The following is a 12,625-nucleotide window of genomic DNA, read 5'->3' as shown; positions in this document are numbered from 1 at the left end:
ATGTCGCACGCCAATCCCTTCATACAACCTGGTCGCCAGTACGGCGCGGTAGATGCCGAAAGCCGTCTGCGCGCCTTGGACAGCTTTGACGTAGACCAATGTCGTGCTGCGCTCGCATTGCCGCACCTGCAGAAGGCTGTGGTGAAGAAGTTGCAGAGCCGCATTCGACTCTTGGAGAAAAACGTGGCCACGACCGATACAGAGCGGGAGAGCAGCCAGTGAGTACCGCACCGTCCAATCCCAATCGGCTGCGTCTGATCAAGCTTATCCATGTTGCTCGTCGCGAACTTCAGATGGATGACGACACTTACCGCCTGATGTTGGCCGGCATGAAAGGGCTTGGCGGGGCGACCTCCAGTGCCAAGTTGAGCGTTCCAAACCTCTACAGGGTTTTGGAAGAGCTGAAGAGCAAAGGGTTCATGGTGCGTCCAAATGGCAAGGAAAAAAGGACTCGAGCCGCCGATCCGTGGTCCCGCAAAATCCGTTCGCTTTGGCTCACGCTGCGAGATCTTGGGGCGCTGCGGGACGCATCGGAGGATTCTCTGGTGAAGTTCGTGCAGGGCCGCACCGGCGCCCAGGCCCTGCAGTGGCTCACCTCGGAGCAGGCCAGTCTTGTGATCGAGGAGATGAAGAAGTGGATTGCTCGTATTGAGCAGGAGGGAGCATGAAAGCAGAAGGCCGCAGCCCTGCTGGAGATCTTCTGGACGATTTGGCTGAGCAGGTATCGGTCGCAGCCGTGGAAGCCTTCGGCGTTTCCAAGGATGCGGCCAACGCCCTCGGCACCGATGTTGCCATGCGAATGGTTGAGCAATGGGGTGGGCAGCAGCTGTATATGCCCAAGGGAGCGCGGATAGAAGCATCGCGCATGCACCAGCAGATCTACGAGGACTGGAAGGGGCAGAACCATCGGGAGCTGGCGCGTAAGTACGGCTTCTCCCTGCAGTTCATCTACCGGGTCATCAAGGTCTTGCGCAAGGCAGATCTGGATAGCCGCCAACGTGACATGTTCAGCCCGGTCGGTCACGACTGACCGGGTTCCGCACCCTTTGCACCATGACCAACGGAATTTGATTTCCCATCCCAGTATTGGTCAGCGTGGACCGGAGTATCCCACCTTTTTCTCACAGGTCCTGTTAGGTTTATCTCACACCCATTCACGCACGTAACGACAGGGTCAGCCGCTCACAGGCCCCCTCCAACCAGGCCTGGTCCGCCGCCGCCAACCCACAATGGCAGCGCAACCCCTCAAGGTCGAGAAATGCATTCGCACACCCTTGCCGCCGCTGTTGCAGTTCACGTGCCTCGGCTACCTTGGCCGCCACATCGGCACTGGTCTCGCCGCAGGGCTGGTTGTTCAGCGTGGTGCTCTCCCGGGCCACGGTCAGGTGCAGGTCGATACGGTCCAGCAATGGCCCGGACAGCTTGTTGCGATACCGCGCGATCTGCTCGGTGCTACAGCGGCAGCGGCCAGTGGGGTCGCCCAGGTAGCCGCAAGGGCAGGGGTTCATTGTCGCCACCAGCTGGAAACGGGCCGGGAAGCGCACCTTGTCGCGGGCCCGGGCAATCACGATCTCGCCCGACTCCAGCGGTTCGCGCAACACTTCCAGCACGCGACGCTCGAACTCAGGTAGTTCATCCAGAAACAGCACGCCATGGTGGGCGAGGGTGATTTCGCCCGGTTGCGGCCGGCTGCTGCCGCCGACCAGTGCCGGGCCGGAGGCGGAGTGATGCGGATGGCGGAAGGGCCGCTGCGGCCAGCTGCTCAGTGGCGTATGGCCGCTGACCGACTGTATCGCCGCCACTTCCAGTGCTTCGTGCTCGTCCAGTGGTGGCAGCAGCCCCGGCAAGCGGCTGGCAAGCAAGGTCTTGCCGGTACCGGGAGGCCCGGTGAACAACAGGTTGTGGAGTAGTACACCAATTTTCACTATTCTGGTCAGAGTGCAGCGGTGTAGGTAGAATGCTGGCACTTCGATTTGGTGACGTGTACATGTCTCAACTGAAAAACTACCTCAGTAAGAAGCACAGCAAGACTCACGCCACTCGGTACGTGAACCGGCGTAGGGGTGGCGATAACAACGAAAAGGGTAATTCGTTCGAAAACGAGTTTGCTATTCATCTCGCTGCAAAACTTTTTAAGTCCGGCGAAGAGGCGGCTGTTCTGAAGGCGCAGTCCGAAGATTTTGTGGATGACGTTGTCTACGAAGATGCGGCGAAAGTCTCGCGAGATAACTATCAGTTGAAGAACTCACCTACAACTCGGTGGGGTAGCGGAATTGCTGATGACTTTGCTGTCCAGCATGATGTGAATCTTAATTACCATAAGGTTCCGAATTCGCGTACATTGCTGGTCGTTTCGGATCAAGCATGTCATAAAAAATTGTCTGGAAAGATTCCTGCTTTCATTTCTGACCACGCAAGCTGCATTCATTTTAAGGCTGATGAATTCAATGCGTTGTTGGTGGCGAACGATCCGCAGGTACAACCTTTCAAAGACCTTTGCGTCTTCCCTGATCATCCAGATAAAGTAACGGTAGTTTGGCAAGCCATGGCCGGCTCTTGGCATCGGAATAAGAAGGCATCTGCTACAGTTGAAAAAATTGTATTGGATGCAGCACGCGGATATGAGCCCATTTATTTCAAGCTGCCCACGCCGATACCTGCGTCAAGTGCTACACAAATCTCCGCTAATTTGGAATCTCTTCTTGACAAAATTTCTGGTTTGAGCTATAAGTCGGAAGACGGTTTCCTTTTGTATTCCATCAAGGGATGCGTAAGTGATTCCATCCGTATTGGCTCAGATGAAATGAATGAATTTGAAAAAGTCTTGTCTGAGCACGAAGTAACAGATTGGATTCAGCTAATAGATCTCATCGGCCGGGGTGATGTATGAAGAATCAGCCAGCACCAACCCGCTCTTTAGCTTACCCAGATGATGCTCGTGCTACCGCTATGCTTGATGGTCTGGTGAGCGTCGAGTCAGGCGCAGCTTACCAAAAGCTTATGTACGATATTGGTGCATTGCTGGCGGAGAAGTTACTAGCTGAGAAAAAGCTTGAAACTTCCAGCAAGATTTGCCTGGTCTCAACTGTTGAAGACGCTGATTTCCTGTCCAAAGGCATTTACGATGTTCTCAAGGGCAGGGGTTTCAACATGTTCTTTATATGCATGTGGAACCAGCGAGAAAAGGTATTTGATGGCGGTGTAACTGTAGCGCCTATTATTCGAACTTTTGAGCAACCTGGGTTTGAAGAGTGCGATGAAATGATCGTTGTAAAATCGATCATATCTGGTTCATGCGTCGTCAAAACTAATATAACTGCTTTGTTCGGTAAGGTTCAGCCTGAAAAGATTCATGTCGTGGCGCCTGTTATGCACGCGGACTCTGAAAAGAATTTGCTGAAGGAGTTTCCAGCTACCTATTCCCGCAAATTCGATTTTCAGTTTTTTGCGAAGGATAGTTTCCGGGATAACAGCACTGGCGAAATTAAACCCGGTATCGGCGGTAATGTTTACCAACGGTTAGGGTTCGCTGATCAGCGAGACAAGAACAGGTACTACCCCAAAGTGGTCAAAGAATTCTTAGCGGCTATGTGAATATAGTAGTAATAGAAGGCTCACTCCGGTGGGCCTTTTTTATGCAAGCAAGAATTAAACTTTTACGGCATATGTAAATAGTGCATTTTTTGCTTGACAAAATAGGTTTTTGTAATACCCTGGTTCCGGTCGAAGAGGTTTTTCGTCCTTCCCTTCGCTTCATCGAATAATCCCCACCACTATTTCGCCCTATCCAAATCTGCGTGGCCTAACGGACTTCGGGTTTTCGGCTGCTCGCAAAAGTAGTCGCGGGGTAGGTGCGGATTTGTCGCGATTTCTGGCTGTATCCCTAGTGCCACGCGGCTTTGCCCATTTTAAAACTCAACATTTCGGAAGATTTCACATGCGAATTTCACTCAACGAAACCGCCAGTGCACGCCTGCTCGCCTTCATGGCCTCGCGTGGCATTTCCAACCCAACCCACGGCCTGAACGTGCTTATCACGCTGGCCACCTTTAACAACTCGATCCCAGCAAGAGCGGACGCCGATGGCAGCAGCCAAGAACAGCAACAACCAACTTGAGTACCCCTGCACCCATTGCGGGATAATGTTCAAACGTAGGCCCGGTGGTCGGGCTACATGTAGCAGTGCCTGTGCCAAGGCAGCGGAGCGAAAGCAAAAAGCGCCAACCCTGACTGCCAAGGAAAAGAAGATTGAACGGCGTAAGCAGCGCCTGCTGGAGTGCCCTTTCGGTTACTGGTTGCTTGACCAGGCCAAGCGGGCGGGAACAGTACAGACATATCAGGGTAACGATGCGGATGGACTTCGCAGACTCTACGATCAGTACGTGTATCGCAAGCAACGTTACGGCTGGGTAAATGGTGGCCACGGTAAAGACCTGTTCCAACTATGTCACGTCCAACCCCTGGTAGGTCGTGATGGCAGCACAGGGCTAACTACATGGCAAAACACATTTACCGGTATTGCGTGGCTGAATCAGAAGCAGGGCAACAAACCGGTTAGCGCTTGGGCTGGCGCTTCGATTCCAGCGTCTGCCCGTAAACGAAAGTGGAACATCACTGATGGTATGTCGCTGGATCGGGTGCTACAGAAACTTGCTGACTTTCTTGGTCCCGAGTTGGATACCTTCCTTGATGAATTGGAGCATATCCCGCAACGCACAATGCGGCTACGTATGGCCAATAAGGTATTCAAGAATCAGGACAACGACCTATACGAGCCACTAGACCGCCGCTACACGCTGGCCGAGCTTTCGTCGCTAGACCTAGAAGCGCTGCAAGCCTTGGACGCCATTCAGCAGTAAGGGATCCATCATCCCCACATTCCAACCGTCCACCTGATTCCCGATGCTGTGCTCCCGATTTCTTTCTGGAGCCAGCCCGCCATGATGCGCCCCGACAGCAAAGTCGAAAAAGTCTACCTCTACCCCAAGCCCGTGGACTTTCGAAAGTCCATCGACGGCCTCACTGCCCTGGTCGAACTGGACATCAAGGTCGCCGTGTTCGACCCGGTACTTTTCGTCTTCCTCAATAAAGCCCGTAACCGCATCAAGGTGTTGTATTGGGAGCGCAACGGCTTCTGCCTTTGGCTCAAGCGCCTCGAAGCCGAGCGTTTCAAAACTTCACCCGACGCGACCGACGAAGCTATCGTACTGACCGTCCAGGAACTGAATTGGCTACTCGACGGTTTCGATCTCTGGCGCAACCGTCCGCATCAGGTTTTGACTCCTCGTTTCGTCGCCTGACCGGGTATAATCCGGGCCATGATTTCAGTGCCCGATAACCTTCCTGACGACCCTGCCGCGCTCAAACTACTGCTTGCGCAGTTGTTGGCCGAGCGCACGGTCGACAAAGGTCAGATCGTCGACCTTAAAGAACAGGTCAAGCTGCTGCGTGACCGATTATTCAATCGCAAGTCCGAGCAAACCGTCGAGTCCAACACGCCCCAACTGGCGTTGTTCAATGAACCCGAAAGTCAGTGGGTACCTACCGCTGATGATGCCGACGAAGAAGTTGTTGCGCCAAGCAAGCAGCGCGGCAAACGCAAGCCACTGTCGGCTGACCTGCCACGCATTGAAGTCATTCATGACTTGCCCGAGCACGAACTGACTTGCGCCTGTGGTTGCCGCAAACACGTGGTTGGCGAGCAAACCAGCGAACAACTCGACATCGTGCCGATGCAGATCCGTGTGCTTAAACACGTACGCAAAATCTATGGCTGCCGTGGCTGCGAAACCGCGCCGGTCACCGCTGACAAGCCGGCCCAATTGATTGAAAAGAGCATGGCCAGTCCCAGCGTGCTGGCGATGTTGCTAACCACCAAGTACGTCGATGGCCTGCCGCTGCACCGCTTCGAAACGGTGCTGAACCGACATGGTATCGAGATCCCCCGGCAAACCCTGGCCCGCTGGGTCATCCAGTGCAGCGAACACTTTCAGCCACTGCTGAACCTGATGCGTGACCGCCTGCTGGAAAGCCCGGTGATCCATTGCGATGAAACTCGCGTGCAGGTGCTCAAAGAGCCGGATCGTGATCCGACCAGTCAATCCTGGATGTGGGTGCAGGCCAGTGGCCCGCCTGATCGACAAGTCGTGCTGTTCGATTACACCACCAGCCGCGCGCAGGAGGTGCCGCTGCGCCTGCTGGAGGGCTATCGCGGTTACGTGATGACCGATGATTACGCCGGTTACAACGCGTTGGCGCTACAGCCGGGCGTTGAACGACTGGCGTGCATGGCGCATGTCCGGCGTAAATTCGTCGAAGCGCAGAAGGTGCAGCCTAAGGGCAAGACCGGTCGCGCCGATGTTGCGCTGACGATGATCAACAAACTGTATGGCATCGAACGCGACCTCAAGGATGCCAGCGATGAACAGCGATTCATCGGTCGTCAGGAACGAAGCCTGCCGATCCTTGAGCAGTTGAAAAGTTGGCTCGACAAGACGCACTCACAGGTGACACCGCAAAGCGTACTGGGCAAGGCGGTGCTTTACCTGGCAAACAACTGGAACCGCTTGGAGCGGTATGTCGAGGCGGGCCACCTGCCGATCGACAACAACCTGGCAGAGCGGGCCATAAAGCCGTTTGTGATCGGGCGCAAAGCTTGGCTGTTCAGTGACACGCCCAAGGGAGCCACGGCTAGCGCGCAGATCTACAGCTTGGTCGAAACCGCCAAGGTCAACGGCCAAGAGCCCTATACGTGGCTGCGCCACGTCCTGGAGCGACTGCCGCACGCCTCATCGGTAGCAGCCTACGAAGCGCTGCTGCCATGGAACTGTTCGCCAGAGATGCCACGGTAACCTTGGCTTCCACCTTGTGGTAGGTGGGGTTTATGGATCGGTTACATTCAGCAAGGGCGGACCAGTGTCAAAGCCGCTGATTACAGCAAGTGCCCAGCAGATTCGGAGCTAGGCGTGCTCCACGATGAACTTGCCCGTTTCGTCGACCTGCTGCCTGATGGGCAACACCGGGACAATTGCAAGGAAATGATGAAACTGGTGCGCTTGCTGGGTATCTACCTCGTCCAGATCAACGATAAGCAGGGCACGGCCCGAAGTCGTTTCCTCAAGAAGGGTGAAGCTGAATGGTCGCCCCTGTTGCATCTGTACCATGATCGCCCTTGGCGTGCCCCCGCACAGATGCTGGCCGATGACCTGGATACGCTGATTAACGGGGTATACGACTCTAAGGGTAGGGAGTTGAAGCCCGGAATCATCCCAACGGGTCAGATGGCGTTACAGGGCCTGGAAATCGACCTTGAGCATATCCGTAACCGGTTGATGAAACGCTTAGTTGTGCGAAGCCTTGTACCGGCAGTGACTGCCCCCGACCAGTGGAGTTGGGAAGCCAACGGATCAAACTGGCTGAACTACATCGACAATCTGTATGCCACGTTTGAACCGACCTGGCAGGCGCTGCTTGAAGCCGGTATGTGCACCGAAACGGACATTCTCGACGCTCAGGATGCAATGTTAGTAAGCCTTGATAAGGCTGTCGAAAGCGCCCGCGAGAGTTACAGAAATGGACGCCGATTTACGATTTATGGGGCGCCATTTGACCGCTACCCGCAATACCTTGAGTTCTCGCCAGTGGCGCTGCCACAGGCCGCGTAAAACCCCGGAATAACTATCGCATAATTGGGCGATAACTAGGCGATAACTAGCCACCCGCGTGGGTACGTTCTGTCTCTTGCAAACCCTTACATGCCTACAGGCCGCTATTTCTCAGGGATTGCGGGTGCCTGGGTCAAGCAGGTCGTCCCCTTGATGCAATATCCGACTAATTTAGTATGATTTCAGTTACAGGCCGCCGCTGCCTGGCGCATCCCAACTTGCCCCCAGCCCCTGGCAGGGGTTTTCCTGCTCAGCCGACTTACCGTGATACTGCCCCGCTCAAGGCGGGGCATTTTTACGCCTGTGGAAAACTCATTACAATGGTTGAACGGTCGTTGTAACAGTTGTAAAGTTACTGCATCAGCCATCCGCAAGGAATCGCCACCATGGAAGTCGTCGCCTACTATCGCGTTAGCACCAAGGGGCAGGGCGAGTCCGGTTTGGGTCTGGACGCCCAACGGGAATACATCAAGTTCGCTGCTGAACAGCATGGCTGGGTGGTGGTGGCTGAGTTTGAAGACGTGGGCGTGTCTGGTTCGATTCACCCGCTAGAGCGCCCAGCAGGGGCCAAGGCGTTCGCAAACGGTCGCCCCGTAGTGGTGGCCAAGCTGGATCGCTTAAGCCGCGACGTAGAGCACATTGCGGGCTTAATGAAGCGCCATAAGTTCCGTGTGGCAACTATGCCCACTGCCGATACGTTTCAACTGCATATCTACGCGGTACTTGCTGAGCAGGAACGCACCTTCATCAGCGAACGCACCAAGGCCGCGTTGAGGTCGTTGGAAGCCCGAGCAGCCAGCGGTGATGCCGAAGCAGTGCGGAAGATTGAAAACCGCACACAGGCGCTCGCCAAAGGCCGTAGCATGTTAAACAGGGTTAAGGGCCACGCTACCCAGCGCCAACAGGCCAACGACCGTGCAGCCCTGGTCAAGGACGCCATAGAACTGTGTGTGCTCAAGGGGGCGAGTAGCTTACAAGCCGTGGCCGACTGCCTGATAGCACGGAACATACCAACCGCCCGTGGCGGGCAATGGTCGCCAACGGCAGTTATGCGTGTGATGCGGCGGCTGGAATTGCAACTGGCTAAGTGAGCAGCACTGGAACAAGGCGCTGTAAAGCCCTAGGCTGCGGTATCTGCCTATAGCGAGAACACCAGAATGGAAGACCGGGACGCAGCAATAGCGGACACGTTGGAGTTGCTGCATATGAATCAGACCGCCTTGAGGGCAGCCATCGAAGAAGTCAGCACATGGATTCGTCAGCGAGGCTCCGTGAATGTCCACGACAGCACAATGACCTGCCTCCAGGCCCTTGATGGCAACGCCGATGCCATCGCCACAGCGATAGAACGCCTTCGCAGCTAACCGCCCCGGCCTACGATATTTGCCGATTCTGGCTGTCGGCAACGAGTTAGTATGGGGATGGCTCTTAGCACCGCTCGCCAATTGGCGGGTTTTAACCGATTTCCCCAATCCCCGCCGTGATAGTTTGGCCAGCTTTTCGGGTGCCCACTTTCGCCAGGGGCAAGGTGCCGAAAAAAATTTTCAGGTATTCCGGCCTTGGGAAAGTTTGCCGCCAAACCATTGCCATCCAATTCCTTCTTCTTCCTGCTCACGCATCGCGGCTTCTGTTGTGGTTAGCCCCTGTTCGACCTGCCTGCCGTAGATATCGGGGTCAAGGGGTTGGGTAGTGGCATGGCCGTCCTCGTAAAGTACGCTGAACAGCATCTGCTGGACCTCGTCTGTAACCGCTTCCTCAGACTTGTCCAGCACCCAGCATTGGAAGCGACTCGGGTTGTGACGCCTGAACAGAACTTGCAAACCCAGGCGTTTCAGAAGGCTGTTAGCAGCGGCCCTGCCTTCGTAGGTCACAAGGTCGACCTGCAAGAAAAAGTCTTCCCGGCTGATGACGCGGTGTGATGCAAGCTGCTGCCTAAGTTCGTCCCGTTCTGCCGAGCACTGTGCGTGGTCCTGCTCAAATTTGTAGAGCACCTTGGCACCTGCAATCGTGGGGAAGGCAGTTTGCGCCTCAATTGCCCCCTCAAGGTGGCCGGCTATGACTGCCAGTTTGCCCTCGACTACCTCCAGGCTTTTACGAATGTCCGCACTTTTTCCGTGCACCAGCGACATGCTGTCCACGTTGGCCAGGATTTCCTTGAATACGGCGTTCGTCTGCTCGATCCGAATACTGCCGTTGCGGCAAATACCTTTCTTCGCTGAGTAGCACTGTAGGTACGTGTACCCCTTGGGAGGGCGCCCCTTGTTAATCAGGTGCATCGCATCGCCGCATACGTGGCACTTAGCCAGGCCCTGCCATACGTTGAAGTTCTTCGACTGCTTTGTAGCCCCTGTCGTCTTCCGCTGTTCCCGTGCGGCCTTGGCTTGTAGGAACAAATCCGGGGTGATGATTTCCGGGTAAAAGCCCTTCACTGGATCGCCGTCGTTTTCCCGCACACGGCCTACGAGGTGCGTCGGTTGGTATTCGCCCAGCAACGCCCGGTTATTCAGAATTTTTTCTACCGAGCTTGTGCCCCAAAGGCCGCTTTTATTCCTGGGTTTTTCCTTTGATGACCGTGTGCTACCGAACACGGGTACGTTGTCATGGTTCAGGCGGCGAGAAATCATTGCCTGGCCATATCCCTGGATCGTCATATCGAAAATGCGACGGACTACCTCTACGCGCTCTGGCACTTGCTCGTAAACGCCGTCCGCAAGTTTCAACCAGTACGGGCACGCAGCCCCGAGTGGGGTTTTCTCGCTTCGTGCAAGCTCGCGTTTATTACGCCAGGCTTTCGCCACTCGGTTGCCTTTCTCGCTGGATTCGTTGTGTGCCCGCATCATTACCGCAATGCTGACAATCAGTTCCGTGGCAAGGTCGGGTGAGTCGTTTGAATATGTGCGTTTATCCGAGAGGGTGACGACTTTGATGCCGGCTGCCAGCAGGTTCAGAAGTTGGCCCAGGGCGATGTTTACTTTATCCCTGGATAAGCGGTCCAGGGACTCGACTAGTAAGACGGAGCCGGATTTGATTACTCCATCGTTTACCAGCGCGAGAAACCGGCCAAATTCCCCTTCGTCACTAACATGCTTGCCCTTGTAGGCCGATCTGCCGGAGTCAAAGAATCGGTACTCTTTGGTATCCGCGAGTTCGAGGCCATTTTCCGCACAGTACTCAAGGGCCGCCGTTCGTTGCCGTCGGTAGCTATCTCCCTTCGCCTGTTCGGGGCTGCTGAAACGAATGTAACTGTAGGCTTTCGGCTTCATCGGTCTAGTCCTGATGCTGTTGGTGTATTCTCTCACAACTTAAAAAGGTTGTGCGCCCCGGCCGCCGCTAGCAGCAGCGCACGCTTGGCCGCCAGTTGGCCCTGCACTTCGCTCAGGTCCGGGTACGGGCGTTGCTGCAGGATCAGGCCGTTGGCGGCATACGGTGGCAATGGCACCTGGCCGTTCAGGTGGGCGACCAGTTCCAGCAGGTGCCCCACCGCATACACCACCAGCCCGCCTGCCAGGCTGGCTTCCTCGGCATTCTCCCGCGGCACCACCAGCGCCCGGCCTGCTTCGCGTGCCGCCAGTGCTGCGGGCAACACGCCCTGCACCGGGCGCAACTTGCCAGACAGCGCCAGTTCGCCCAGGCATTCGACCTCGGCAAGGGTGGCCGTTGGTACCTGGCCATCGGCGGCGAGGATACCCAGGGCAATTGCCAGGTCATAGCGCCCGCCATCCTTGGGCAGGTCGGCGGGGGCGAGGTTCTGGGTGATGCGCCGCTGCGGGTAGTTCAAACCGGAGTTGACGATGGCGCTGCGTACCCGGTCCTTGCTCTCTTTGACCGTGGTTTCCGGCAGACCGACCAGCGTGAGATGGGGCAAGCCGTTGGCCAGGTGGGTTTCGACGCTGACCGCCGGTGCCTGCACGCCCACCTGGGCGCGGCTGTGGACGAGGGCTAGGGACATGGACGCTCCGTTGTCGCTGAAGAGGGCCGCTTCCTGCGGCTTTGCAAGAATAGCGAGCACGGCCCGGGCCGGCGAAAGAAGTGTGCGTCCTGGTTTTTCAGGCAGGGGTTTCCCCTGCATTGTCACCCCGTCGGGTTCGTGCCTGCTGTGCGCCGGAAGGGCTCAGGCGCGTACATAAACCCAGGCGGTCAGGCCCGATGCGAGCGTTACGGCCACGCGCTTGTAGTCAGCGACTTCATAGCGATCCGCCGCTGCCAGCTCTTCTTCGCTGATCTGGAAGACCATGCCGGCCACGCTGTCGTCTGCCTGGCTGCTGGGAGCGACGATAGGGTGATGGGACTTGCCGCTGGCTGCCAGCACGGCCGGATCGGTGATCTCGACCCAGTCCTGGCGGTAGCCCAGCATGCGGTCGGCTTGGCCGCTCAGTTCGCGGCCGAAGTTGGCGAGCTGCACGGCCTTGTCCTGCAAGGTGCCGTAGGAAAACAACAGTACCGGGTATGCGCTGGAGGGTTGCATTCACTCATCCTGTGGGGGCGGGTTCAGCCGGGCTTCCAGCTCGGCCACTTGTTTTTCCAAAGCCTCCAGGCGTGCGCGGGTGCGCGCCAGTACGACCATCTGGCTGTCGAATTCTTCGCGGCTGACCAGGTCCAGCTTGCTGAAGGCACCTTGCATCAGCACCTTGAACTGACTTTCCAGTTCGGCGCGGGGCTGGGCGGTATCGCTGCTGAACAGGCGCGATGCCTGGTCGCTCAGGGCATCGAGAAGGGCTTTGGGCGCGAGCATGGGGCTGTCCACTGATACTGGGAAATGGCCGGCAGTGTAGCACGCATGCATGAGCATCCGGCCTCGTCGCTGGCTCCTACAGAAAGCAGCGCTCATCTGAAACTGCACATTTTTCGAGCGATGCGGCAGGTCGAAGTGCACCGAAATTGTGCATGTTTCCCATGCTGGCGACTGGCCAATCCCGACTGATTCACATAACTCCCTGTTTTCCCGAGCTTTGACGGAACTG

The 12,625-nt window shown here is 56.4% G+C and carries 15 protein-coding genes and 2 pseudogenes; 12 read left to right on the top strand and 5 right to left on the bottom strand.

Annotated elements, in window-relative coordinates:
• Genes KDB76_RS27755 through KDB76_RS27745 form a run of 3 tightly spaced genes read left to right on the top strand, consistent with a single transcriptional unit; the run spans window position 1 to window position 1,030 of the window.
• Window positions 1–222 (top strand): hypothetical protein, encoded by a 222-nt coding sequence (locus KDB76_RS27755; RefSeq protein ID WP_038410246.1) that lies wholly within the window; start codon window positions 1–3, stop codon window positions 220–222.
• Complete coding sequence (locus tag KDB76_RS27750) at window positions 219–668, top strand: regulatory protein GemA (RefSeq protein WP_038410245.1); 450 nt, start codon at window positions 219–221, stop codon at window positions 666–668. Before KDB76_RS27755 ends, KDB76_RS27750 begins: the two co-directional genes overlap by 4 nt.
• A complete protein-coding gene (locus KDB76_RS27745) occupies window positions 665–1,030 on the top strand; it encodes a Mor transcription activator family protein (RefSeq protein ID WP_038410244.1) in 366 nt (121 codons plus the stop codon). The genes KDB76_RS27750 and KDB76_RS27745 overlap by 4 nt, the downstream gene beginning before the upstream one ends.
• Window positions 1,031–1,157: 127 nt before the next feature.
• Here the strand turns inward: KDB76_RS27745 and KDB76_RS27740 are convergent.
• Window positions 1,158–1,904, bottom strand: a pseudogene (locus KDB76_RS27740) (ATP-binding protein); the annotation flags it as partial.
• Window positions 1,905–1,987: 83 nt separating this feature from the next.
• Between KDB76_RS27740 and KDB76_RS27735 the strand changes: the two are divergent.
• From KDB76_RS27735 to KDB76_RS27695, 9 genes are all read left to right on the top strand, one after another.
• Window positions 1,988–2,890, top strand: coding sequence for a hypothetical protein (locus KDB76_RS27735; RefSeq protein ID WP_144241795.1), 903 nt, complete (start codon window positions 1,988–1,990; stop codon window positions 2,888–2,890).
• The gene (locus KDB76_RS27730; RefSeq protein ID WP_144241794.1) at window positions 2,887–3,594 is read left to right on the top strand and encodes a hypothetical protein; all 708 of its coding nucleotides are present in this window, start codon (window positions 2,887–2,889) and stop codon (window positions 3,592–3,594) included. The genes KDB76_RS27735 and KDB76_RS27730 overlap by 4 nt, the downstream gene beginning before the upstream one ends.
• Before the next feature lie 343 nt (window positions 3,595–3,937).
• Window positions 3,938–4,117 (top strand): hypothetical protein, encoded by a 180-nt coding sequence (locus KDB76_RS27725; RefSeq protein ID WP_144241793.1) that lies wholly within the window; start codon window positions 3,938–3,940, stop codon window positions 4,115–4,117.
• Complete coding sequence (locus KDB76_RS27720) at window positions 4,083–4,859, top strand: hypothetical protein (RefSeq protein WP_038410242.1); 777 nt, start codon at window positions 4,083–4,085, stop codon at window positions 4,857–4,859. The genes KDB76_RS27725 and KDB76_RS27720 overlap by 35 nt, the downstream gene beginning before the upstream one ends.
• An 81-nt stretch (window positions 4,860–4,940) precedes the next feature.
• Window positions 4,941–5,300, top strand: a complete 360-nt coding sequence (gene tnpB, locus KDB76_RS27715) for an IS66 family insertion sequence element accessory protein TnpB (RefSeq protein ID WP_009687920.1) — start codon at window positions 4,941–4,943, stop codon at window positions 5,298–5,300.
• An 18-nt stretch (window positions 5,301–5,318) separates the two neighbouring features.
• Window positions 5,319–6,851: an IS66-like element ISPpu15 family transposase gene (locus KDB76_RS27710; protein WP_013971142.1), complete on the top strand. Its 1,533-nt coding sequence runs from the start codon at window positions 5,319–5,321 to the stop codon at window positions 6,849–6,851.
• 114 nt (window positions 6,852–6,965) lie between these two features.
• On the top strand, window positions 6,966–7,664 hold the full coding sequence (locus tag KDB76_RS27705) for a hypothetical protein (RefSeq protein WP_038410241.1): 699 nt from the start codon (window positions 6,966–6,968) through the stop codon (window positions 7,662–7,664).
• 386 nt (window positions 7,665–8,050) lie between these two features.
• A complete protein-coding gene (locus KDB76_RS27700; RefSeq protein ID WP_038410240.1) occupies window positions 8,051–8,755 on the top strand; it encodes a recombinase family protein in 705 nt (234 codons plus the stop codon).
• Window positions 8,756–8,869: 114 nt separating this feature from the next.
• Window positions 8,870–9,028, top strand: a complete 159-nt coding sequence (locus KDB76_RS27695; RefSeq protein ID WP_321029170.1) for a hypothetical protein — start codon at window positions 8,870–8,872, stop codon at window positions 9,026–9,028.
• 180 nt (window positions 9,029–9,208) lie between these two features.
• On the opposite strand, the gene KDB76_RS27690 is transcribed toward KDB76_RS27695, so the two are convergent.
• From KDB76_RS27690 to KDB76_RS27675, 4 genes and pseudogenes are all read right to left on the bottom strand, one after another.
• Complete coding sequence (locus tag KDB76_RS27690; protein WP_049870833.1) at window positions 9,209–10,927, bottom strand: recombinase family protein; 1,719 nt, start codon at window positions 10,925–10,927, stop codon at window positions 9,209–9,211.
• 44 nt (window positions 10,928–10,971) lie between these two features.
• Window positions 10,972–11,613 (bottom strand): annotated as a pseudogene (locus tag KDB76_RS27685) (magnesium chelatase domain-containing protein); the annotation flags it as partial.
• 162 nt (window positions 11,614–11,775) lie between these two features.
• Window positions 11,776–12,129 (bottom strand): gamma-glutamylcyclotransferase family protein, encoded by a 354-nt coding sequence (locus tag KDB76_RS27680; protein ID WP_023662910.1) that lies wholly within the window; start codon window positions 12,127–12,129, stop codon window positions 11,776–11,778.
• Window positions 12,130–12,396 (bottom strand): accessory factor UbiK family protein, encoded by a 267-nt coding sequence (locus KDB76_RS27675; protein ID WP_038410238.1) that lies wholly within the window; start codon window positions 12,394–12,396, stop codon window positions 12,130–12,132. It lies immediately after the preceding gene.
• Between the last annotated feature and the right edge of the window lie 229 nt (window positions 12,397–12,625).

This window comes from Pseudomonas sp. JS425 (genome assembly GCF_018223845.1).
GTDB lineage: Bacteria > Pseudomonadota > Gammaproteobacteria > Pseudomonadales > Pseudomonadaceae > Aquipseudomonas > Aquipseudomonas asiatica.
The sequence above is the reverse complement of the archived record's forward strand: the minus strand, read 5'-3'. Positions and strand labels throughout refer to the sequence as shown.